This window comes from Escherichia marmotae, assembly GCF_002900365.1.
In the GTDB taxonomy this organism is placed as follows: Bacteria; Pseudomonadota; Gammaproteobacteria; order Enterobacterales; family Enterobacteriaceae; genus Escherichia; species Escherichia marmotae.
The window spans coordinates 100,387-126,500 of record NZ_CP025980.1 but is presented as its reverse complement, the minus strand read 5'-3'; the positions used below and the strand labels follow the sequence as shown (position 1 = coordinate 126,500).

General features: G+C 45.7%; 10 protein-coding genes and 3 pseudogenes. 8 read left to right on the top strand and 5 right to left on the bottom strand.

Going from position 1 to position 26,114, the window contains the following annotated elements:
* Window positions 1–73: 73 nt before the first annotated feature.
* Window positions 74–1,224, bottom strand: a protein-coding gene (locus C1192_RS24470) for an IS3-like element ISEc16 family transposase (RefSeq protein WP_103194838.1) whose coding sequence is annotated in 2 segments (ribosomal slippage) — window positions 74–963 and window positions 963–1,224 — 1,152 coding nt in all. Because the reading frame shifts where the segments join, the coding sequence is not laid out codon by codon here.
* A 104-nt stretch (window positions 1,225–1,328) separates the two neighbouring features.
* Between C1192_RS24470 and C1192_RS24465 the strand changes: the two genes are divergently transcribed.
* The 4 genes and pseudogenes from C1192_RS24465 (at window position 1,329) to C1192_RS24450 (ending at window position 4,890) form a co-directional block, all read left to right on the top strand.
* Window positions 1,329–2,270: an IS4/Tn5 family transposase DNA-binding protein gene (locus tag C1192_RS24465; RefSeq protein WP_077784539.1), complete on the top strand. Its 942-nt coding sequence runs from the start codon at window positions 1,329–1,331 to the stop codon at window positions 2,268–2,270.
* Window positions 2,271–2,276: 6 nt separating this feature from the next.
* Window positions 2,277–2,744 carry an IS4 family transposase gene (locus C1192_RS24460; RefSeq protein WP_077784538.1) on the top strand — a complete coding sequence of 156 codons (468 nt, stop codon included), beginning with the start codon at window positions 2,277–2,279 and terminating at the stop codon, window positions 2,742–2,744.
* A gap of 119 nt (window positions 2,745–2,863) precedes the next feature.
* A pseudogene (gene istA, locus C1192_RS24455) lies at window positions 2,864–4,189 on the top strand (IS21 family transposase).
* A gap of 21 nt (window positions 4,190–4,210) precedes the next feature.
* Window positions 4,211–4,890, top strand: a pseudogene (locus C1192_RS24450) (ATP-binding protein).
* A 715-nt stretch (window positions 4,891–5,605) separates the two neighbouring features.
* On the opposite strand, the gene C1192_RS24440 reads toward C1192_RS24450, so the two are convergent.
* The 4 genes from C1192_RS24440 to C1192_RS24420 form a co-directional block, all read right to left on the bottom strand.
* On the bottom strand, window positions 5,606–7,177 hold the full coding sequence (locus tag C1192_RS24440) for an IS66-like element ISCro1 family transposase (RefSeq protein WP_103194837.1): 1,572 nt from the start codon (window positions 7,175–7,177) through the stop codon (window positions 5,606–5,608).
* A 19-nt stretch (window positions 7,178–7,196) separates the two neighbouring features.
* Complete coding sequence (gene tnpB, locus C1192_RS24435) at window positions 7,197–7,544, bottom strand: IS66 family insertion sequence element accessory protein TnpB (protein ID WP_069906977.1); 348 nt, start codon at window positions 7,542–7,544, stop codon at window positions 7,197–7,199.
* Window positions 7,544–8,221, bottom strand: coding sequence for an IS66-like element accessory protein TnpA (tnpA, locus tag C1192_RS24430; protein WP_103194836.1), 678 nt, complete (start codon window positions 8,219–8,221; stop codon window positions 7,544–7,546). The genes tnpB and tnpA overlap by 1 nt, the downstream gene beginning before the upstream one ends.
* Window positions 8,222–8,620: 399 nt before the next feature.
* Window positions 8,621–18,280: a DUF3491 domain-containing protein gene (locus C1192_RS24420; protein ID WP_038354815.1), complete on the bottom strand. Its 9,660-nt coding sequence runs from the start codon at window positions 18,278–18,280 to the stop codon at window positions 8,621–8,623.
* Window positions 18,281–19,309: 1,029 nt separating this feature from the next.
* Between C1192_RS24420 and C1192_RS24415 the strand changes: the two genes are divergently transcribed.
* From C1192_RS24415 to C1192_RS24400, 4 genes and pseudogenes are all read left to right on the top strand, one after another.
* Window positions 19,310–20,004 (top strand): IS1 family transposase gene (locus C1192_RS24415; protein ID WP_103194758.1). Its coding sequence is split into 2 segments (ribosomal slippage): window positions 19,310–19,556 and window positions 19,556–20,004, totalling 696 coding nucleotides; the frame shifts between segments, so codons are not numbered across the junction.
* Between the two features lie 214 nt (window positions 20,005–20,218).
* Entirely contained in the window at window positions 20,219–20,338 is a 120-nt protein-coding gene (locus C1192_RS26150; protein WP_077784613.1) for an IS1 family transposase, read from the top strand.
* A gap of 219 nt (window positions 20,339–20,557) precedes the next feature.
* On the top strand, window positions 20,558–21,421 hold the full coding sequence (locus C1192_RS24405) for a YopJ/AvrA family T3SS effector serine/threonine acetyltransferase (protein ID WP_038355998.1): 864 nt from the start codon (window positions 20,558–20,560) through the stop codon (window positions 21,419–21,421).
* 442 nt (window positions 21,422–21,863) lie between these two features.
* A pseudogene (locus C1192_RS24400) lies at window positions 21,864–25,960 on the top strand (S6 family peptidase).
* The last annotated feature ends 154 nt before the right edge of the window (window positions 25,961–26,114 follow it).

The following is a 26,114-nucleotide window of genomic DNA, read 5'->3' as shown; positions in this document are numbered from 1 at the left end:
CCTCTGACATGTAAGGCCGACGCACTTTCCGAGGGATGATATATGATCCTACCCACGTAATGTGGACACGGCCCTAAGCGAGATTATGGTTTTCAAATTGTTCCGGGCTGAGACCGCCACAGGCACTGTGACGACGCCAGCGATTGTAATCACACTCGATATAATTAAACACCGTTGCCCGCATTATTTCCCGGCTGCTAAAGCGTTCCCCGTGGATACATTCCACCTTCAGCGAATGAAAGAAGCTTTCCACACAGGCATTGTCATAACAGTTGCCTTTCGCACTCATACTGCCACGCAGGTTGTGTCGCTTCAGCAGCACCTGATAATCCCCTGAACAGTATTGACCACCACGGTCCGTATGAACAATGACGCTTTCCGGGCGTCTTCTCCGCCACAACGCCATTTGCAGTGCATCACAGGCCAGTTGTGCTGTCATTCGCGGTGACATCGACCAGCCAATAACGGCGCGTGACCACAGGTCGATGACTACTGCGAGATACAACCAGCCCTCATCGGTACGCAAGTACGTGATGTCACCCGCCCACTTCTGGTTCGGGCCGCTGGCGCTGAAGTCCTGCTCCAGCAGATTCTCCAATACGGGCAGGCCATGTGCACGGTAGCTGACCGGGCTGAACTTCCGGCCGGCTTTCGCCCGCAGCCCCTGACGACGCAGGCTGGCGGCAATGGTTTTAATATTGAACTCCGGCAGTTCGTCAGCAAGGCGGGGAGCACCGTATCGCTGCTTTGCCTCAAAGAATGCCTTATGAACAGCGGTATCGCAGGTGAGCCGAAACTGTTGGCGCAGGCTCATCTGGTGACGACGCCTGAGCCAGACATACCAGCCGCTGCGGGCAACCCGAAGTACACGACACATCGCTTTGATGCTGAACTCTGCCCGATGATTTTCGATGAAGACATACTTCATTTCAGGCGCTTCGCGAAGTATGTCGCGGCCTTTTGGAGGATGGCCAGTTCCTCAGCCTGCTCCGCCAGTTGTCGTTTAAGGCGGACATTTTCAGCGGCCAGTTCGCTTTCGCGCTCTGACGAACTCATTTGTTGCTGCTGTTTACTGCGCCAGGCATAAAGCTGAGATTCATACAGGCTGAGTTCACGGGCTGCGGCGGCCACACCGATGCGTTCAGCGAGTTTCAGGGCTTCGTTACGAAATTCAGGCGTATGTTGTTTACGGGGCTTCTTGCTGATTGATACTGGTTTTGTCATGAGTCACCTCTGGTTGAGAGTTTACTCACTTAGTCCTGTGTCCACTATTGGTGGGTAAGATCACTCTGTTGAAAAATTATCCATTATTTCATTTCAGAGGGCCTATGGAAAACTGGGTTATTCAGGAACTGGAATCCCTGGACGTTGGTGATGTCAGGCTGGAAAGACGCGTGAAGCATGTTCTCAGTGTGCTCAGCCGCTCACCGAAGGAAAGTATTCCGGTATCCTGCCGCACATGGAGTGAGACAAAGGCAGCTTATCGTTGTTTTTCCAGTGAAAAAGTTTCGGCAGATAAGATAATGGCACCCCATAAGCAGCAGATCATCAAAAGAGTTCAACACTTTAAACGGGTTTTTGTCTTACAGGATACGACGGAACTCAACTATTCAGGCCAGAAAGATAAACAGGGTGTTGGACCTAAAAAACATAAGGATGAAAGACGACTGTTACTTCATCCCCAACTGGTTATTAGCGACTCTGGCGTTTGCCTCGGCGTTTATGATGATTACCAGTGGTTCAGAACAGAACTAAAAACTGAGAATAAAAGCCGCAAAGAAATATGTAACGATTTACTTCATAAAAGACATGTTACTGAAAAGGAAACATGGCGTTGGGTTGACGGGTATAATAAAGCAACAGAACTGGCAGGTATCTGTCCCGATACTCATGTTATATCCGTTTCAGATCGTGAAGGGGATTTTTACGACCTTTTTGAATATGCAGAAAAAACAAATGGAATAAAGGCCGACTGGCTCGTAAGAATGAAAAACACGAACAGGGCAACTCTTGATATTACAGGAAAAAGAGAGCATCAACTTCAGAATGAAAAAATGATGAAACTCCCCCCACAACAGATAATCGAATTCACACTGCCGGATGACCGGGAACGGCCTTCCCGCCTCATCCGGCAGGAACTGCGTCTGGCCCGGGTAACGCTGCATCCCCCAACAGGACGCAGAGGAAACCTGCGGTGTTCTCCGGTAACAGTAACTGTATTACTTGCACAGGAAATAAATCCACCCAAAGATGTTCAGCCATTGACATAGTGGTTAATGAGCAGCGTGCCGACAGATGCACTGACAGAGCCAGCACAACTCATTCAGTGGTATTTATTAAGATGGAATATTGAAATATTCTTTAAGATTCTGAAAAGTGGATGTCAGGTTGAAAAATTGCAACTTGAAACCTTTGAGCGGACAAGGAATTGCCTCGCCTTATATCTTATAATTGAATGGAGAATATTTTATATTAGCTCGTTAAATAAATCATTACCTGAGGGACCCTGCGATTTAATTTTTGAAAGTAAAGAATGGGAATGTCTCTGGATACTTACAGAAAATAAACCACCACCGGATGTCATACCTGATATAAAAACAGCCGTACTGATGCTGGCAAGATTAGGAGGCTATCTGGCAAGAAAGAACGATTCGCCCCCGGGTCCGAAAGCGATATGGACGGGGATGATGCGATTAATGTTATCAATAAACGCTATAGAAATTGCCCGTAATACTTATGGGTAAGGACATGTTGGCATCCTGTCGATCACTCCGGGAATTAACTCTTTCCAGCACAGTCTTCATTGCTGTTTTTTAAGCCAATGGAGACATCTATGTCTAAAAAGAGAAAAGCCAGGAGTTCCATGGAAACTTGTTTTAAGATCCTTCAGCTCAAATTCGACCAGAAGCTGACCAACCGTTGTATCGCACTGACGCTGAGAATCAGCGCATCGACGGTTTTTGATGTTCTTGCCCGCTTCAAAACCACCTCGCTGTCATGGCTCCTCCCCGCAGGGGTGTCCCATGATGCCCTTGAAAAACGCATATTCCCGGTCAAAGGTTCATCTGCATCAGAACGAGTGACGCCTCTCCATGCACCAGGAGCACCGCGCCGGCGAAAAGCTCTTTATCGACTTCTGCGGCCCTACAGTCCCTGTCGTCAATCCGGATACCGGGGAAATACGCCGGGTGACCATCTTCGTGGCCGTGATGGGCGCGTCGGACTATACCTACGTGGAGGCCTGCGAAGGCCAGGATATGATGTCCTGGCTGAACGCCAACAGCCGCTGTCTGACCTTCCTGGCGATGTGCCGAAGCTGCTTATCCCCGACAATCTCAAAAGCGCGGTGAAAAAGGCCGATCGCTATGAGCCGGTTATCAACGACAGTTATCAGGCGCTGGCAGAGCACTACGGCACTGTCATCATCCCGGCCCGCCCCTATAAGCCGAAAGACAAGCCGAAGGCGGAAAATGGTGTCCTTATCGTCGAGTGGTGGCAGCTTGCCCGCATCCGCAACGAAACCTTCCACACATTCAGGGCGCTGAATAACCGCCTTTGGGAATTGTTGACAGACATGAACAACCGACCAATGAAAGGATACGGCAATCAAACCCATGCAGAGCGCTTCCGCACGCTGGATGCGCCGGCACTCTCACCGCTGCCTCTGACAACGTATGAGTACACCGAATACAAAGCGGTGAAGGTGGGGCCTGACTACCACGTTGAATATGCCCGTCACTGGTACTCAGTTCCGCACGAACTGGTTGGTCAGCGCCTGTCGCTGAAGGCGGGTCAGGCGGTGATCCAGCTCTGGCACAAGGGGCAGTGCGTGGCGCAGCACCGGGGGCATGGGACTTGGACACCGGAACGTCTGATCGAGATGGGGTGCAACATAGGCCCGTTCACCGGCAGGGTGGTTGAGGCCATGCTGAAGGAAAAGGCCCATTCGGAGCTTGTCTACCGCGCAGTCCTTGGCCTGACCGCGCTGCAGAAAAAATATGGCAAAGAGCGGCTGGAAAAAGCCAGTTGTGTCGCCTGGCACTATAACGCGCCGGACAGACGCTTCATCGATAACCTGCTGCATCACCACCGGGAGAACCAGGAGCTGCCATTATCCCGTCAGAGTGAACAATACGCAGCAGTCTCACCAGAGCATGAAAACCTGCGCGGCCCGGGTTACTACCACTAACTGACAGAAGGAACAGATGATATGAGCGATAATCTGTTAAACAAACTGACACAACTGAAACTCCCGGCGATGGCCGGCAGCCTGATACGCCAGCGTGAAACCCCTCGGACCTACGACGAGCTGTCGTTCGAAGATAGACTGACCCTGCTGGCCGATGACGAGCTGCTGAATAAAGAAAACGGTCGTATTGCACGGTTGAGAAAAAACGCCAACCTGAAGTACCAGGCAGCCCCGGAGGGGCTGCATTACCCGGTCTCCCGTGGGTTGCGGGCCGAACAGATGCGTGAACTGCTGAGTGGTCACTACATCATCCACAAGAAAAGTCTGCTGATCACCGGTCTGACGGGATGTGGAAAGAGCTGGATAGCCAATGCGCTGGCTGAAGCACCTGAAACAACTGCAGAAGACGCAGGTACTTATCCTGGATGATCTGGGTCTGGAGCCGTTGAGCAACGCGCAATGTAACGACCTGCTGGAGATCATCGAAGACCGCTACGAACAAAGCAGCACCATCGTGGTAAGCCAGTTCCCGGTAGACAAGTGGCACGGTCTGATGGAGAACCCGACGCCTGCGGAGGCGATCCTGGACAGGCTGGTGCATAACACGCACAGGCTGGTACTCCAGGGAGAGTCAATGAGGAAAAATAAACTGGCAGTGGAAAGCGACGAAAAAAAAGTTAAAAAGCAGCAGGAAAAGTTAAGTTCCCGGTTGATCGAAAAGATGCGAATCGCTGATCGAACTTCGATGCCAATCCGTGATCGAATAGAGCGGAATACGCACTGTAGCACTTTCGTTTTAACGACATACCGATATGCTGGCGTAGCCATCTAAATTCATAACATAATTCCTGTTACAGAAAAAATGCTTTAGCGAAACACCAACTTCAAGACCTGCATCATTCTGAATGTCCCCCGGATACAACGAGAATCCAATGATAATGCGCGATAAACTGAAGCTGCAAAGAAAGGGATAATCTTTCATTGCAGGGCAGGGGCAAATTAAGCATAAATGCGGAGTCAGCCTTACATAACGTTCTAGAAAACTGGCAATTAAGAAACTATGCTAACAACACAATGTACTGGTGATTTCAGTATGAAAGGTTTTTTGTTTTTTGTTTAAAATCAATGAGATGAATAGAAAAAAAGATGGTGAAAAGTTAAAAGCAACCTTCTGAGTAGGTGGATTTTCTAAATATCTCACTTTGGGGATAGGGAGCCTCAGAAAAAAACATCAGTATTCCAACTCCATGTTCGATAGATGCTTACCCGTTGTCGCTCGTTCTCTGCGGTGATCACAGCCGAATAAGATATATAGTTTTTCTTTTCAAGACCGGCGGCACAAAGAGTCCGTTATACTGAATTGTTATCAGATTCTGCCATACCGTCGTAAGCGGCTCGTCAGAACCGTATTGATATTTACTGAGAGCTCAGATCAACTTTCCAGGGCAACAGATCGCGTACCCGGTTTGCCGGCCAGTCCTGGATATGTTCAATGACGTAACGCAGCCACTTTTCTGGCTCCACATTGTTCAGACGGCATGTGCCGATCAGCGAGTACAACACCGCCGCATGTTCACCACCGCTGTCGGAACCCGCGAACATCCAGTTTTTCCGGCCTACGGCCACTCCCCGTAAGGCGTTCTCTGCGATGTTGTTGTCGATTTCCACCCAGCCATTACTGCAGTACACGTTCAGGGCATCCCACTGTTTCAGCAGGTATGCGAACGCTTTTGCCGTATCTGAGTGACGCGACAGTGTTTTCGTCTGTTGCTGTATCCAGTCATACAGTGACTGCATCAGTGGCGCGCCTCTGGCTTTTCTTGCCGCCAGACGCTGTTCTGCTGAACAGCCCCGTACCTCTGCCTCGATAGCATACAGTTCACCGATACGCTGCAGGGCTTCCGTGGTGATGTCGGTGGGCGCTCTTGCATGCACATCGTGGATTTTTCTCCGGGCATGAGCCATACACGCGGCTTCCGTTATTCTGCCGGATTCGTATAACGCCCGGTAACCACCGTAAGCATCGGCCTGAAGCACACCGCTGTAACCGGCCAGGTGATTTTGTGGATGGATACCTTTCCGGTCCGGACTGTACGCGAACCAGACCGCCGGGGGCATCTGTGAACCGGCGTTGCGGTCATCACGGACGTAGACCCACAGCCGGGCTGTCCGGGTTTTACCGCTGCCCGGCTCCTGGACCGGGACAGGGATATCATCAGCATGGACTTTACCGGGCATCAGCACATACTGGCGCAGGACGTCATACAGCGGCTCCAGCAGTTCAGCAACAGCACCTGTCCAGCGCCCCAGTGTGGCACGGCTCAGCTCCACTCCCTGACGACGGTATATTTCTGACTGGCGGTATAACGGCAGATGGTCTGCATATTTCCCGGTGACAACATGGGCAAGAAGCCCCGCTCCGGCATAACTGCGTGCAATGGGTTTTGACGGTACTGGTGCCTGCACGATATGGTCGCACCGGCAACAGGCCAGTTTCGGACGTTGTGTTTCGATAACCTTAAAGGCGCTGCTGATAAGCTCCAGTTGCTCTGACACATCACATCCCAGAGAACTGAGTTCACCACCACAGGCAGGACAGCATTCCTCTTCCGGCCGGATAACCCGGGTTTCACGGGGAAGTGAGGCCGGTAACGGTTTACGGGCTGAAGACTGGCGCAGGGCGGATGGCAGTACCGGGTCATATTGCTCACCCAGCGTTTCCGCCATTTCTTCCTGAAGTGCGCTGATTCGCTCCTGAGCTTCCTGTATCTGCCGTTCGGTTTTTGCACGAAGTTTTTCTGAGCTTTTACCGAACTGCATACGTTGCAGTTTCGCAACCAGCGCCTTCAGCCGGTTGATTTCGGAAGCATAAGCCGCCACCCGCTGTGAGAGCAGGCGGTTGTATTCAGCCATCTGGCGGATGGTGTCCTGTTGCGTCTGCAACAGTGCCCGCAGGCGGGCGTTCTCATGAGCAAGTGAGGTGTCCATATCCTCACTTTACAACGGGTTATATGCGGATTCCAGCGCGTTCCGTTCGTTTCGGGTGCTTCCAGTTGATACCTTCAGGAAGCATGGATAACTGAGCCGGAGTAAGGTGCACCTTGCCGTCACGGGTGACTGGCCAGACGAAGCGGCCCCGCTCCAGGCGTTTGGTGAAGAGGCACAGTCCGTCACTGTCAGCCCACAACACTTTTATCTGGTCACCCCGGCGTCCGCGGAAGATGAACAGGTGTCCGGAGAACGGGTCATCCTTCAGGACGTTCTGAACTTTTGATGCCAGGCCGTTGAAGCCATTCCGCATGTCGGTGATACCGGCAACCAGCCAGATACGCGAACCGGCAGGGAGAGATATCATCAGTGGCTGCTCCCTTTTATTTCGCGGATAAGTGTCTGTAATAACGCCGGCGTCAGTTTACCTTTAAGCCTGAGAGTTCCGGCCGGCAGAACCAGCTCACAACACAGACTGTCGGACGGTGTATTTATCTGCTCTGGTTCCTGTGCGGGGGCCGGGATTTTATTATCCGGCTCCGGCGTTAACGTCACGGGAAGCAGTGCCGGCATATTTTTTCCGGAAAGCAGCAGGCCACCTTTCCGGTATTGATGGCGCCAGTTGAAGAGCAGGTTATCGTTGATTCCGTTTTCCCGGGCGATCTGCGCCACACAGGCTCCGGGCTGCAGTGACTGCTCCACTAAGGCGATTTTAAACTCATAAGGGAAGTTGGGCCGCCGGGGACGTTTTTTTACCACGGGGGCTTCGGATATAACGGTGCTTTCAGGACGTACGACTGGTACCGTGGAAAATTGTCCGTAAAGGCAGGCATCAAGTTCCTGCTCCGACATGCCTGCGGGCAAAGGCCACGAAAGGCCAGCTCTCCGAAAGCGCACGAACATACTACAAACTGTTGATTTTGGTACACCCAGGCGACGCCCGGCCACAACCCGGGGTAAATGTTCTTCAAAGTGAAGACGTAAAGCTTCAGTGATCCAGGTCCGGTGTTTCATACGATAGTGTCCATTAAAAATGATGGACATTATTTTTGTAGAGCCGGAGGAAACAGACCAGACGGTTTAAATGAGCCGGTTACATACCGTCAGTAGCACTTCGCGACCCTCTGTTTCTGGATATACTTGAACGATGCTCTCACACAGGATTTTTCGATAACGTGGCGTTTTTCCGTGTCCATTGATGAAGAGAGGGTAGTAGCAGTTTGCATGTATCTGCCTGACAGCCAGGCGTTCAGACGCTGACAACGCGCGTATTTTCTTCCCGATGGTGTACAGAGCGCTGATGGGGGGCTTCCACTGCCGGGGCACTTTTACTGACCACCACAGGGTAAAACACACTCCCCGAAAACAGGAGGGGCCTGGTTAAGCATCTGTGTACGCATGAGTACACAGATGCGGGGTATGTTCCTGTAAAAGCTACTTTAATCAGTTAAAAAGGCTGTCACCGGCCGGCGTTTTACCTTCTCCATTCCGGCTCCGGTCACAGGGTTTCAGTGTGACATAAATGATATTCCTCTCATAATGCCTTTCATCCACACCTGTCACTTCAAAACAGGTTCCGGGCCTGAGGGTACAGCGGGTTTCCCCGGGGGCATTATCCGCTATATCCGCACCAGGCATTCCGTCAATCCGGTAATACACCTGATAGCCGGTCCCCTGACGACCAAATACATTGTTCTGTGTGGTGGTCAGGTAGACATTCGTATGTTTATCTTCCGGCGTCTGGAGTATTGTGCCGGTTTTCAGCCATCCCCGGGGCCATTTCGACACCGTGCTCCGGTGATAGCCCGGTGTGTGGCGCAATATTTCCGGCGTGATCTTCCATTCTCCGTTTCTTGCTGCCGCATCCATCAGCCAGTGATCCTGCGCCCGGGCGCGGGGAGCGCCTGATACCCGTTGCTGCAATTCCCACAGCATGGCGTCTTCTCTGGAATGGAATTGTCTTGAGGTTCGTGAGTCATGATGCAGCATCTGTTCACCCTCAATGACCATCATATCTGAGAAAGATACTGTGGGATTGTTGTCCTCTTTCCCCCTGTAATCAATCATGCGCTCCTGTATTGTCGGGCCATTGACCCTGAGAACCGAATGAAGAACCGTATTATTGGCGCCGGGGATTTCGGATAAAATGCTTAAAGGATATTTTTCCCACTGTTGCCGGTAGTTTGACAGGGAGACAATCATTGCCTGATTCACCCTTTTTTCAGCGACCTGAGAGGTTATCTGCAGGTCGCCTTCTGCGGTCAGGTAATATACACTTTCTGCTTTCCGTGCCGCAGGTAAGCTCTCATAGCGTTCAGATAACCCCTCAATGAACCATGCGTGGAAGGACGGGAATTTTTTCCCCGAATCTGTTGTCAGACGGGTGGTCATAACCGCGTTTTCTACCAGAGAAAGTCCCTCCGGACTTCTTTGCATGGCACCTTTATATGTATATGATATTTTTGACGTTTCTTCCTTCTGAATACGGGCGTATTCCGCCACAATCTCCGCCAGATTCAGAACGCCTTCCCCTAACCGGATATTCAGATGATTTTTGTAGGCTGGGTTGATAAAGCGGTGTGTGTCTCCTATCAGGATCGGTCTCAGCTCTTTTTCCAGAATTTCCCTGTCGGTGGTATCCATCACTTCTGTGAAAAAATTCCTGAACGTCAGACGTAAACTGCCGATACCTGACTGTTCACGCAGATAGAACAGTCTGACCGATAATGTCCTGCGGTCGATGCGGACCATACCCTGATGGCACATCAGTTTTAAAGAAAATATTGCATCCGGTACAAGACTGAAACGACGAAATCCCTCAAGTATCAGGGATGGGGCATCGTTGTCGGGATTGACAATAATATGTTCCTGAGGCTGCCACTGTCCTTCAGACAACCGCATCTCTCCGGCGGATTTGATTTTCAACGGAGCGGCATGTACCTTGCCACGCAGCAACACATTCTCTGTTCCTTCAAAAACCAGATACAGCCGGGAATGGGGGGGGATATTCAGTTCTGAGATATGTACCGGAACAGGGGGCACCCCCTCTGCTTTCCACGCCCCTTTCAGCTTCCCTGACAGTAACTCACCCTCCACTTTCTTCCTGACACCACTCAGGTTTTCAAGGCACAATACCTGCTCTGCACTTCCGGATATGCGGGGCAGGAACATCATGACCTGGTTCTGTGTCATCAGATTTTCCAGCCGGTTTATCACCGGAGTATAACCACTGCGGAAAAGAGCCACCCAGTTACCATTATCCGGTAACAGCCGGAGGACATCACTCAGTGAACGGGTATCCTGAGGCTGAATTGCCACACGGGTTGTCCCGGGCAGCGATCCTTCGATCCCGGATATTGTCAGCTGAAGGGAATACGTAACGGATGCGATGGATAATATCACGCTGTTTTTGTCTTTTTTCCCTTCAACCAGAACCGGGTCGGCCTCAAGCAAATCAATCGTTTCCGGATGCTCACTGTCACCGGCCAGAATGACATGCACCGGAGATAGCTGTGCTGTATCCGGCTCCATGATGATATACCGGCTTCCGGGGGTGCCGGTGAGCGCCGTGGAGTAATGGCGGCTGCCGGTCAGCCGGAATTCCGAGTAACGCTCCTGAAGCTGGTAAACGATCTGACGGGTCAGGGGGTCATAGCTGGCAGATGTTTCTCCCCCCCGGAACCGGACCCGGGGGGCCAGGCTCCATCCCATATCATGCAGCCTGTCCAGTATGGCGTCTGGTCTGTTATTTTCTTCCGGATAAACAGCCTGCCAGCGCTGAACATCACATAATGAAACCGCCAGCTGGAGCCCCTTTTCCCGGGAAACTGCTTCCAGAGTAATACCATCACGGGTATGTCCCCTGAAGTTTCCGGCAAAACGGTTCAGTTGCGCTTCCTCTTCCGGCTGAACCTTTATATTGTTCCCGGTCCAGTAAATCAGGCTCAGATCAAGAACGGTGGGCTTTAATTCTGTCAGGGCTGTTTCTGGCAGAAGGATTTCGTGAGAGACCGAGTTACCGGACAGCATCAGGGTCAGCGGTTTTTTTAAATCGCGGGGGACAATATAGCGGTTATTCCCGCCACCGGAGATGACAGTACCTCCGCCGGAACTCGTATGGAAGGTATTGTCCTTATCGTTACCCGTCAGCCAGTTTTCGCCGGCAGTGGTACCGACCAGGGTGTTTATTCCCTTCTGGGTGATGGTCATTACCGGCACGTCACCGTCCGTTGTTTTCAGCATGACAGACTGCGTTTGTTTTGATAAATCAAAGGTGAGCGGAAACGCTTCCGGCAGTCCGCGAAAGGAGAGCGTATTCTCTTTTGCCGCCGGCATCGCATCAATATCATAATATCCCGCTCCGCCGACCTGAACCGTCAGGCCACCGGTTCCCCCTTTCAGTATGAACCTGTAATCTTTCAGTGATATTGCCTGTGCTGTGCGTTCCGGTGTCAGGTCGCTGAGCACCCTCAGGGGAAGTATGGTGGTCTTCCGCTCTCCTGCGGTCACGGAACACTGACTGTTAAGCACTTCCAGTGGAGGACGCCAGTCGCGGGAATTGCTGTCCGCGACCGCTTCCCGCCAGACCACTTTGTTGGACAGATATTCTATTTCTGTACTGGCCTTATACTGGTGACCGTAGCCCAGAATAATGGTGTCATACTCTCCCGCCGGGATTTCCGGCAGGGTCCGGGGCCATTTACTGTTGGCGTAGCCGTGTGCCAGGGCGTGGTAGGGGCTGATGCTGTAGGCATAACCCACCTTCTCACGAATTTGCCAGTCCCCCAGGTCAGGACGATGACCGATTTTCCGGTCAGCGTTAAAAGAGCGTTCTCCCCGCAGGACGGGGGGAGACTGTCGCAGATCCAGCTCCATTTTTCCCAGTACCTGGTTTCCGGAGAAATCCAGCACACCTCTTTCCGGAGAGGCCACGACAATGTGTTTACTGCCGTCAGTCAGGAATTTTTTATATTTCAGCCATTGTTCATAGCGCTCTTCTTTCAGTGCCACATTGCGGGCAATAGCGGGAGCCCCCATCCCAATAGCGGCCACAGGCCCGGCGGCAATAATAAGAGGAGGAAAGACCGCAGAAGCCACCGTCAGTCCCAGAGAGATGGAGTCAAAGGCGACCTGTACCCGGGCCGCCATAATATCAGAATGGCGTGTGGCCTGCCGGAGCTGGGTGACACTGTTGTACAGATTCCAGGTACCAAGAGCGGTTTCCAGTACGGGCAGTTCAAGAACGCGGGCACTGGCGGAGAGCGCCTTGCCCATTGTGCCTCCGGTACGGGTCGCCGCTGAGCGCAGACCTTCAGCGACGGCACTTTCCAGCCGGAATCCCTGGATCCCCTCTGTATTGAGAAATTTATTCCCGGCAATCTGGATCATGCTACCGAGAGTGGCCTCGGCTAACTGTTTGGCGTCCATGGCCAGGTTGACATGGGCCAGAATACTGCTTTCCTGCCCCTGCTGCAGCATGCGGGCATACTGAACAATACCGACCACACTCATGCCGAGATCGAAATCCATGACCCCACTGGCAGGGAGTGCCGAAAGCATGGAAGAAAGTTTCTGAAAACGGGACACCACTTCCGGCGCTTCCACAGAAACAGTGTGTTGCTTTTCACCATCACTGACCTGAAGACTGAATCGCCCGCTCCCGATATCAGTCAGCTCAATCTGTTCAACAGAAAGAGGACGACCGGATGAGGGGGTAATACGCCGGAAGCGCTGCTGCAGGGTATCCAGTACGCCGGCGAGTTGCTGTTTTATCCGTGTCGCCTGCCGTTGCAGGCGAACCAGTGATGAGACCATATCATCGGGTGTCCCGTTAATCATATCCGGGTCGATGGGCCGGGTGCCGCTATACAGTCCCTGAGTCTGCAGAATTTTTCGAATGTTATCCGCCTGTTCCGGAGTGAGGACGGTGCGGGAGAGATAATCATGCAGTACATCACCATTCAGGCGCAGGGAGGGGATGTGCTCCGGAGCGGGGAGCGCAGTGATGCGCCGGCCGTCGAGGGTGGCGCCGATATCATAGAGTGTTTTTACAGGCAGGGAGATACCAGCAACGGCGACCGGTTCAGCCAGAGCCGCCAGGCGGTCTGCGGTGGTGCGCTGAGGGCGGGTGCTCAGTCCTGCATCATTAACTGGTAACAGCTTGTTCCAGATCATATCTGAATCGGCATAATGTACTTGTATATTTTCACTAATCTTTTTGTTTAATAGGCCATAATGCTCCTGAAGTGTTGGGGTTAATTGTATGCTAGCCTCAATAAACTTCAGAGCATCCAGAAGAGAACGGAAATCTGCGTGTCCAAAGTTTGGATCAGTGATCCGGAAAATATCTTCCAGTTGTTGCAGTACCAGGGTATGGGTAGGCGTGGTTATCAGAGCACGCTTAACACCTTTTTCAAGAAACAATCGGGATAGGTTTTGTGGTTTCCATGCGGTCTTTTGAAGTAGCGATTCGTCGGTAATATGTCTATTTCCCTGATACTGCAGCATTTCAATCAGACGCTGAGTTCTGGTCAGTAGGGTATTATCATCTTTAGTTAGAGGCAGCTTATCACGATTATAGGTCTGATGGAGTGCACTGACTGTCATGAGGTTTTCCTGTAGAATACCATAATGATCAGTATTTTCAGTATGGAGATAAAGTAAGGCTATTCCCATACAGCGTCCTTCAGGGGAGATCAAAAGTGACTGAGGGTGAAAGTCGATATTTTGGCTACCATATCCTTTAGCCATTTCGAACCATCTCTGTGCATGGTGACGGTAAAATTCGGGCCAGGAGAGCAGGGTGTATTTAGCGTGTTCAGCAATAAAATGTAATGAAGTTACTACAGGTGCAGAAGATATAAGGTTCTCATTAAAGCCAATACCTTTGAAATTATAAGGAACCACAAACGTGGAATCCTGAATTGCTATAACTGGTGGACGTCCATAGTCTTGCTCACGGCGCAATAGCTTACTGGTTCCGGGTAATGCGGCAGAGAGTAAGGGAAGGGCTGCATCGGCAAAAGTTTGTAGGCCAGAGAGATGCTGGTGTATTTCAGTTAAAGATTGGTAAGGTCTTTTTTTCGCTTCGTTGAGTAATTTATTAATATTTTGTTCGCTTAAGAAACATGAAGACACAGAGTTTTCCATGAGTTGGCGAAGATTCTGCTCATTGAGTGTTTTTTCCCGCATGCTTACATGGATCTTATATAAATCTTCAAGATAGGCATTCATAAAGTCAGATACTGGATTCTCAAATCCATCAGCAGCACTGAGCATTACCTGCTCAGTAATTTTGCCATTATTGGATGAATACCCCATCCCCAAGAGATTGACACTTTGACCGGCTACAGGGGTCAACAATTCATTTAGAGATAATTGTGATAGTTTGTTTGTAAGTTCAACAGGGATTAATTCTGGTTTTTTTTTATCCAAAATATAATTATACACCAGTGACAACTTATCACTAATATCATCTGTGCCATAATGTTCTTTTAATATATTAATTAAGGCAGAGGAGGGCCCTGGTAGCACATTCTCAGAGGTATGCACACCTGTAATTCCTAGTCCGGTCATAGTGTAACGAGATAAGGTGTTTAAATCAGAAAATACATATCCTTCACTATGCAGACGATCAAGTACCTGTCCACTGAAGAGTACTTTATCAATGTTCTGGATAGCTATACGGGGATTGCCATTGAACTCCTTGATAATTTTCCGTAATTTTCCATGAATACTATCTATATACCTTCTTTCAAATTTATCAAGAAAGATATCATACTGAATTTTGCTCTCAGTATTACCTGATATTTTTTTTAATGTTTTAATAAGTTCGGCTTTATTTGAACTTGTGGAAAGATCCTGCCATATATTATAATCTTCTTTTATTATATCAAAATAGAGTTCATTTGAATTTATTTTATTTTTAACTGACTCTACTTTCTCATTCAACTCATTATTTTCATAAATGAAGCTGGATGTTTCAAGAAGAGCATTAGCTTCCTGAGATGATAGTAGGCCAAGATGATCTTTCATTGTTAACTCAAGATATCGTTCTAGCATTACCCTCCCTTCCCAGTTTTCAGGTGTCTTATGTTTACTCATATCATTAAGAATATTTCTTAATTCCCTTTCCATAATGGCGAGGGAGAATAATTCTTTTATGAAAAGATTATGCTCTGCTTTGTCACTATAAAAAATGTTTATATGAGTGTGAGGGTTGCTTGCAAGGAATGATTTTATAGATAATCTAAGGTCGTTATCAATATTTTTATATAAATCAGGATAAAGATTTATTTTGTTTTCTACAGGGTTGTTCATCCTCCGAATTTTTTCGGCAATCTGTACCTGAAGTGAAAACAAAGACCTTTTTGCTATGTCATCATTTATTTCTAGCATGAGCATATAGATCATTTGGTCTGTTTCAAAAAGAGTTTTAAAGTCGATGCCAGATGCCTCAATTAAATCATTATAGCGCTCAGTAAGACTTTGTATTTCTTTTTTAAAGTCTTTCTTAGTCTTAGTGGCCCATTGTGAGATAAATTTATCAGTATCTATTTGGGTTAAAAACAGTTCAGGAAGATTTTCTGTTTTTATTTTTGAAACATCTTTGTACAGGAAGTCATCGACACACCTGCTTTTTCCTATGCACCAGGTGCTTTCATCCGCAGGAGTGACATCATTAACACCGACAGACACAGGATTTAACCAGTCATATTTTCCTGTACCTGTTGTTTTGTATACGCCAATATAAGCTTTATCACCTAATTTTTTTTCATTGATGAAGTCTTCTCCTAACACACCTCTGCCACGGAAAAATTGCAGCATTTTTCTTTGAATCAAATCCGGACCGGATATCTGAAGGGTACTCAGCGCTTCCGGAATAATAGTATCTTGTCTGAAATTGGAAAAAAGACTACCGGAAAGGTATTTTTTTACCAGTATCCCTCCCACTTTGTCTGTATATGGGAGTGAAGATATGTCATCAGTCTGTTTGAAGTATAGTTCACTCAGAACATTATCTCTTATCCTTCTTAGTTCTCTATAAGCCTGATTCTGGCCAGCGATAACAGCCTCAACAACTTCACTACCTTTATGTGATAGCATAAACCCATTGAGTCCACGAATATTCCATCCGTTGGGCCATAGATGGTAGCGACGAAGAATGGGCATTGTATCGCGTGGGATAGTTGTGTCGATCTTAGTGAAAATATTATCTTCAGGTAGTTTAGATATTGACGCTAATATATTGCTAATAACTTTTTTATCTGCATCAACGATTCCATCATAGTTGACATCATCCAGACTTTGCTTATTAACATGCTTTAACACACCATCAGATATTGCACGGCGTAGCTTTAAGTCTTCCAGGAAACGATTATCTCCTTTTGTTTCCATCATGATTTTAAAAATCACTTGTTTAGAATATGCCGGCATCATATCAGTATCAGTATAGATGCCACCATGCTCTTTAAGAATATACATTCTGAGCAGGTCTGAGGCGGCAGGATAGTTCCAGCGAAGAAGCATTTCCGTTTGATAGTTATGATTATTTTCTGCCTTTGATAAAGAAGTTAACGTATTAACGTCTTTAATCGAAATGCGATTTTCACCAAACTCACGCTGTAAGTTATGAATGATTTTTGTTACTGTTTCTTTATTGCTATTAATAGTTTTGTAAAAGCTATTAATATCATCTTCAGATAACTTAATTACATTCTGGAGATAATTTATTCGTGATTCATCATTGATTTCTGTAACTCCTTTCACAATACAGTGGTTGAAGAAATCATCCTGGAGTTTGATCATGTTTTTTAAAAAAAGTGCGTTAAACCAGTGCTTCAGTGGAGTGGCTATTTTTTGATAATCATCATAAATTTCTCTAAGTTGATTCAAATACTCCTGTTGCCCTGATGGGCTATTGTTGTATTTTTCTCTTATTTCATTGTATTTATTAATAAAATCTATGTTTTTTTTCTGAGTGTTCTGTTGAATATCTTTACATGCTAAATCAAAAGCTATTTGTTTTAAAATGCTGGTGAATTTTGCCGCACCAAAAGCATTTTCATCAACCCAAAGATAGTAATTAAAGTCATCATAGGTTTTCAGAAAAGCTTTGATATAGTCAGTTATACTTTCAGGTGGGGAACCTGCTACCCATATAGCATGAATGTTTTTCTCAATATCTACGGTATGTGAATAGTATTCTTTTTTTATATCTGCTATCAATGCCTCTATATTTTTAGAGGCAGTTTCTGATGTGGAAATTTTCTCCTTGAGACTTGTTAATAAGTCAGCTTGCGCCTGTAGAAAATTTAAACCTTCACGACTATTTTTTTCCTTTAATTGATTGTAGCCCGTAATGGCTTTCTTTATTCCTATGATTTCTGTTTTATGGCTGTTTTTCTGTTCGTCGCTAAGTTGAAGCTTCTGGTCAAAAGTTTCTGGTGTTAGCATTTGTTGAGTATTTTTCTCAACTATAGGAGAGCGTTTTTTTCTTTTCGTTTTACCATATGAATGGGAAAGCGAACTGTCGTTTTTTGATGTATTTTTTCTTTCTTTCAGTAGATTTTTACTGACTGTTTTGTTTATTTCCAGGGGGGTATTTGTATCCATATTATTAGTTGATGTTATTACCTGTTCAAAATATTTGATTGCTGCAACAGGGGTGTGTCTGAAACTGCTTGTTTTTACTGAGGTTTTACTTCTAAATATGTTTGTGCTTTTTATGTCGCCTATATCTGAGGAGAGATCATCCTCTATCGGCTGTCGGCCATTATAAAGATTCGAAAGACTAAGTAGGAAGTTGTGCAACAACGATGATTTCCAGTTGCCTGAATGATAGGATGGTGAGTATGTTCTGTGCTCTTGTTGCTGAATTTCTTTCTGGATCAGTTTTCCAATAGTAACAACATCTTCCACAGAGTTTTCTTTCAAAACTATTTTGTCAAAGAAGCGCAACTGCGCTTCTGATACTGTTTTGATTGGTTTAATGTGACGAGAGTTTTGTTGTGGAGGTGTTGTGTCTTTCGTTTCTTTTTGTATTTCTTGCGCTGTGGGGGAATTATTTATTGGGGAAAAAGGATTTTTTTCTGGTAATCTCATAATAATATCTCTATAAAACATTTTATTAATTAACGAATAATGAAATCTTTAATCGTTAAAGTGTTTAAAATCTTCCCCTGAGAAGGGGTGAATTTAAATATTCTATAAAAACAATGACATGTCATGTCATATGTTTATTTTTAATACCTCCATATCGTCTGATGCCTTTTTAACTTATATCAACCGTATAGACAACGTAGTCTCGAGTTCCAAATTACTATCTTCCAGTCAGCACTAAATAAACTAGAGAGTAATTAAACTTCTATGAGCCTATTCCAATAGGATTTTATCCAGATGATAAATCTGTGGGTAAAATGCAACAGAACCTCATAATTTTCGGCTTTCTTTTCCCGCCGGATCAATACTCTACGAAAACGATTCATTCCGCGTTGAGTCCTCTCTACTACCTATCGGCGGGCTTTGAAATCGATATTCCTGCTGGTATCTGACTCCTCTGTTCTCGACTGAATATGGGGGTCATCGCGTCGAACCTTTTCAACCATTCGGTGTCGTAACTCATATCCAGACGAAGAATAATTTTCCTGCCGGGTTATTCGTCTGTAGCGCGTCAAGCGTATCAGCAGCCAGTCTGACGTCGTGAGTATTTCCCTCCTTGCGACAACAAGTGAGTGCGGAAGTACGTCAGCACCAGTCATGAGACTACATTTTACTTCTTGCTTTCCCTGGTCTGTCGGTTTTTTGCCCGGGGCGATAGGGAATGTCAAACAACCATCCAGCGATAACCATGACCATCGATAAGATTCAGGTGGTTGCAGGCCAACACCATGGTTATAAGTTGTAGGGACTGCTGCCTCCTTGTATTCTCTGGGAAGCGCTTATTTACCCATTGACCCCATGCAGTAAAGGAAACAGCATATGTACCGGAAATATTCTTATAAAAATCTTTCATTATATAATGAAAGATTGCAATTTATTGATAATATAATACCTGTTCAGTTATATTTGGTAAGTGGTAATGCCTCCAATTAGTTGAATTAGGGGTATAATAGTCACTTTTAAGGTTCTTTCATGGTCACAGTTAACCTTCATTGCCCCCGTTGCCAGTCCGTTCAGGTTTACCGTCACGGGAAGAACCCAAAAGGACATGATCGATTTCGCTGCCGTGACTGTCATCGAGTGTTTCAGCTCACTTACCGTTACGAGGCCCGTAAACCGGGAGTTAAAGACCAAATCACTGAAATGGCTTTCAACGGTGCCGGAGTTCGCGATACTGCCCGTACGCTGAAAATCGGCATTAATACAGTCATCCGGACTTTAAAAAACTCTCGCCACGAAGAATAACGTCATCCCCGGTCGCTCATGCTGATATGGCACTCATCTGCGAACTTGATGAGCAATGGAGTTTTGTCGGCAGTAAAGCGCGACAGTACTGGCTCTGGTACGCGTACAACACGAAAACTGGTGGCGTTCTGGCCTACACTTTTGGCCCCCGGACTGATGAAACCTGTCGTGAATTGCTGGCGCTGCTTGCCCCTTTTACCATCGGTATGTTGACCACTGACGAATGGGGTAGTTATACCAGAGAGTTACCGAAGGAGAAGCATCTGACTGGTAAGATTTTTACTCAGCGCATTGAGCGCAACAATCTGACCCTGAGAACCCGAATCAAACGTCTGGCCCGCAGAACTATCTGTTTCTCGCGCTCTGTAGAACTTCATGAAAAAGTCATCGGTGCCTTTATCGAAAAATATATGTTCTACTAATTGGAGTCACCACCTGGTAAGTTACTCTTATAAAAGCGATTATTTTCATAGTATAAAAAACAGAATGGATTCAACTATAAAAAAACGATACTACTTTTGATGGAAATGGTTTTTTTATTTGTGTGTTAATATTGTTTTTTGTTAACATCAGAAATATGGTACTGACAATTTAATTGATTGAATGTGGTGTATTACTCGCTTTTGAGGTTTGTTTATGGCCCGCGTTAATATTCATTGTCCCCGCTGTCAGTCTGCTCAGACGGAACCCGACAGGATGCGATCAGTTCCTGGTCGTGATAGTTCCCCGTGTCTTTCAACTCTCATACACCTGTAAAACAGGCGCAGCTAATTAGGAAAGAACATCGAGTTAATGATGGGAACGCCCCGCGATTCAATGACTGTTGTGACAATGCGCAAAGATGATTAGGCGAGCGCATGGAGCTGGAGTGTTTTTTCTGCTCTCTTAAATATTAACTCATGTCTCTGGAGAAAATCCTGTTTATCAGGATTATAAAATCATATCACTGTTAATTCCCTGAGGGAGAATCAAAGCATGATTAAATCAACATCACAACTAAAAACTTTCGGTTGCGCATCAAAAATAGAAACTACTTCTTTAATCAGTAATGAAGAACTCAATAATATTATAACGCAGTTGGAAACGGATATAGCAGATGGTTCGTGGCATCATAAAGATTATTCAAGTGTGGATAAAAAAATCATGCCTGCATTGATAATCCAAGCTAACAATAAATATCCAGAGATGAATCTTAAATTTTTGTCATCTCCACAGGACTTCGAGATGGAAATAAAAAAAGTATACCATGGAAATAGATCTTTCCGATTCATAATTAACATGGGAGAAGATGGAATACATTTTAGTGTGATTGACTGTAAATATATAAATGGAAAAACATCTCTGATACTGTTTGAGCCAGCAAACTTTAACAGTATGGGACCAGCAATGCTGGCATTAAGAGTAAAAATGGTCGTTCAACGTTCTCAATTACCTGATTGCTATTTATCCATGGTGGAATTGGATATTCAACGAAGTTCATCTGAATGCGGTATTTTTTGTCTTGCATTAGCAAAGAAACTTTACATCGAGAGAGATATTGTATTGAAAATGCATGAAGATAATATCAAAGGTACATTAAATGATAGTGAAGTACCTTTACCACATGACAAGTTGGATTTGTATCTCCCGGTAACTTTTTATAAGCATACTCAGAGTAAAAGACGCCTTAATAAATATTTAAATTCTAATCCACACGAAGCCGATAAAATTATAAACAAAAAAAATGAAACCATCCTTAACAGAATTGATAATTATAAATCCGTCATAGACGGAAAGGAGTTCTCTGTTTCAGTGCATAAAAAGAGAATAACTGAATATAAAACACTTCTTGATCTATAGTGTACTTCGGGAATATAAATCTTTGAAGGAACTAAGTATCAAAATGAAATATAGGATATTGATAGAGTGGCTACTTCAGTTTGATAGGGGGGGGGGGGCTGCGCATATTGAGCCTAATCATAAATTGGATAATGGCATGCGTGCAGGATGAAAACGGGCACTATTGGCATGCCACAATGAGCGGGGATTTCACTGTTAATTGCTAGCCGTTACCTGTACTACAGCTTTGATTAGTTGAACAAGACCCAAAAATAGTCACAGGGAGACGAAGTAATGATCTGGGGGGACTCTACAGGAATTGGTAATTATTCATTAAAATTTTATCTTCTTTTTGTATTGCAACTCATGTCGAGTGAGTAATAGTTTAAAAATATCCCTTATATTATAAGTGATATGGAGAGAGTGATGTTTTTAAAATATTTCATTTGGATAGGGGGGAATAGTGGATAAGAGATATGCACTAAAATACAGTAATATAGCGGGGGCTCTTATTGCTGCATCTGAGTTGACAAAAAATTTTAATAAAAAAATGCAAAAAAAATACCCGTAACAGGTCTTGTGTTGTTCTCTACATGTTTATCTTTCCCATCATAATCTGCAATAGTCAGATCAGATATACCATATCAAACATTCAGAGATTTTGCTGAAAATAAAGGTAGTTTCATTCCTGGGGCTACTAACCTTGAAATATATGATAAACAAGGCAATCATCTTGGCACTCTTGATAAAGCACCGATGATTGATTTTAGTAGCGCAACTATAGCAACAGGAATACTTCCTCCGGGAGACCATACTCTTTATTCTCCACAGTATGTTGTTACAGCTAAACACGTTAATGGTTCCGACACCATGAGTTTTGGATATAAAAATAATATATATACCGCTGTAGGTACAAACAAAAGTGGTAATCTGGATCTACAAACTCGCCGTTTGAGTAAAATAGTTACAGAAGTTGCTCCTGCTGAACTGTCTGATATTGGAGATGTTAATGGTGGATATCGTTCAGATGGGCGTTTTTCTGAGTTTTATCGTTTGGGGGGGGGACAGCAATTTACCAAAGATAAAAATGGGAAACTCTATCATGTAGCTACAAGAGGTAGTTTTCTTACAGGTGGCACGGTCGGTGGATTAGAACCGTATAATAACGGGAAAATGATCACAGCGCCGAGCGCCAATATATATTCAACGTCACAAGGGATGCTGGCAAACTATCTTATTATGGGGGATAGCGGGTCTCCACTTTTTGCATATGATACTCTCTATAAAAAATGGGTGCTGATTGGTGTAACATCGACAAGGACAATATCAGGAAATAGTTGGGTTGTAACTTCTGAAAATATTTTAAATCAACAACCAAAAAATGACTTTGACAAAATTATCAATTATAGATCTGGTAAGGGGATATTGAAATGGCAATATGACTCCGTAAATAGTGTTGGGTGTCTGACCCAAGGAAATATTGTTTTTGATATGCATGGTAAAAATAATAATAACCTGAATGCTGGTAAAAACCTGTTGTTTACCGGAGATAATGGCGAGATTGTTCTGTTTGATTCAGTTAATCAGGGCGCAGGATATCTTGAGTTTGCCAATAATTATAATGTTTCACCAGTGCGTAATCAAACCTGGGTAGGGGGAGGGATTATTACAGATAACGATGCTCATGTGGTTTGGCGGGTTAATGGTGTCGAAGGTGATAACCTCCATAAACTAGGGAAAGGAACACTAACAATTAATGGTACTGGTACCAATCCAGGGGGGTTGAAAGCCGGTGATGGTACTGTGATTCTGAATCAACGGAAAGATACTAAAGGGAATGTTCAGGCTTTCAGTTCTGTGAATATATCCAGTGGGCGCCCTACAGTTATTCTGGCTGATGATAAACAGGTTAACCCGGACCGTATATCCTGGGGATACAGAGGGGGGACGCTGGACTTAAATGGAAATAATCTGTCTTTTTCCCGTCTTCAGGCAGCTGATTATGGAGCAATAATCGCTAATTATAATAATAATAAATCAATGCTGAACCTGAATCTACTAAAAGATAGTGATATTTCTGTTCCTGTTAAGGAAATTAATTTATTGGGAGAAGATAAGGCATCTCCCGGTGATTTATATTATGACAGGGGGCGTGGTAGATATCTCATTCTGAAATCAAATGCCTATGCTCCATTGTTTCAGGATCTTAATAATCTTGATATCTGGCAAAATATAGGCGCAGACCGTAATAAAGCCTTAGAAATTGCGAAGTCACAAAAAATTGAATCCAGCAGTAGACCTTATATCTACCACGGGCAGCTGAACGGCAATATGGATGTTAATATTCAACAGGCGTCAGGGAAAGATACATTTTCTATTGATGGCTCTGTTTATCTCCCTGATGGCACTGTAACGAAAAAAGCAGGAGTGCTTATATTCCAGGGGCATCCCGTTATCCACGCGGGTCAAACAGTTTCAGCAGAACAGGATGATTGGGAAAACCGAAATTTTATCCTCGGCACACTGAAACTGGAGGGCAGTGATTTCCATTTATCCCGCAATGCAATCATGAACGCTAACATTCGTGCAACTAATGCGAGTACGATAACACTAGGTAGCGATACTGTTTATACCGATAGCAATGATGGCACTGGTGATTCAGTTGAACCCGTAGCGGGGACATCTTCAGTCAGGAATGAGCAGGATATAAGTAAATTTAGTGGAGAGATTACTGCAGATAATTCAACTGTAACTATTAACAATAAGTTTCACGGTGGATTCTCTGCCACCAATAAGAGTGTATTTAATATAAAGAGTCAGCAAGCTGTTATTAGCATGTGGAGTGACATTACCGAAGACAGTAAGCTAATACTGCAAAAAGATTCAAAGCTTACGGTTGACATAAACAACTTGGTTAACAAAGGCATTCTTGAAATTGGTGAAAATGCCAGCCTCAGGTTACAAGGATACCCTGTCTTTGACGCATTTGTTCCAACACTTCATGAACTGGGGAATGTCAATATGACCGGAACAGGCTCAAAACTGGAGGCGGATAATTATACCATGTTCAGCGGCGATATTAAGGCAGAAGAAGATAGTGCAGTTAAACTGAAATTAGGCTCAGAAGAAACAAAACTTTCTGAGTATGACCCTAATCCGGCTTTGTCCAGCGTGATGTTTGGTGATTACAACACATCATGGAACGGCTCTGTTTCTGCACTCAGGGGGGATGCTTCTATGGTTAATACTGTATGGCGTATGACCGATGATTCCAGACTGAACAGCCTTAACATCAATAAATCGCTGACTGTATTCAGCAGTAATAACGATAAGTTCTCCACGCTGACCGTTAATGAGCTGACGACCAATGGCAGCACCTTTGTGTTGCGTTCAAACGCAACAACATCTGACAAACTGATTGTTAATAATAAACTTGAAGGTAAACACAATAATCTTCTTGTTGATTACGTAGCGAAAGATGGAAAAGAGAAAAAACTGAATCTTGATCTGGTGAGTGCTCCAAAAGGAACCTCCACAGATGTGTTTAATCCGCAGATACAGAATGTTGGTTTCAGTGATATAACACCGATTATCGAGGAAAACAGTAACGGAGAGAAAGTCATTTGGACTCTTAAAGGCTTTAAGGTAGTAGCAAATCAGCAATCTGTACAGAAAGCCGAACACTTCATGTCTGCCGACTATAAAAACTTCCTTGCTGAGGTCAACAACCTGAACAAACGAATGGGTGATCTCCATGACATCAACGGTGAGGCCGGCGCGTGGGCCCGTATCATGAGCGGAACCGGCTCTGCCGGTGGTGGCTTCAGTGACAACTATACGCACGTTCAGGTGGGTGCTGATAAAAAACATGAACTTGATGGTTTGAACCTTTTCACCGGTGTAACCATGACGTATACAAACAGCAATGCTGGCAGCGATAGCTTCAGCGGTAAAACGAAGTCAGTAGGTGCGGGTCTGTATGCATCAGCCATGTTTGATTCTGGTGCGTATATCGACCTGATTGGTAAGTATGTTCACCATGATAACGAGTACACGGTCACCTTTGCCGGACTCGGAACGAAAGACTACAGATCTCACTCCTGGTATGCGGGGACAGAAATGGGCTATCGTTGTTATATTACGGAAGATGCCTGGATTGAGCCACAGTTTGAACTTGTATATGGGAGCATATCTGGTAAGCAGTTCACCTGGAATGACCAGGGGATGAGTCTGCTCATGAAGGGCAAGGATTATAATCCACTGATTGGCCGTACTGGAATGGATGTGGGTAAATCTTTCTCCGGTAAGGACTGGAGAGTGACTGCACGGGCTGGTCTGGGGTACCAGTTTGACCTGTTGACCAACAGAGATACCAGGCTGCGTGATGCCTCCGGGGAGAAGCGCATTAAGGGGGAAAAAGATGAGCGAATGCTGATGTCTGTCGGTCTGAATGCAGAAGTCCATAATAACATTCATGCTGGTCTGGGGGTTGAGAAATCCGCCTTTGGTAAGTACAACATTGATAATGCCATCAACGCCAACTTCCGTTACTCCTTCTGAGAAAAGGGGGCTTATGTCCCCTTCAGTCTGCTGATTCCCCTGACTTTGTTCCCAGGAAAAGAAGGGAGTATCTGATGGAGAGGCTGGGGCTGAGCATTAACGAATGTACAATTCATTCGTCTATGTTACCCGGGATTTATCTGTTTAAGGTAAG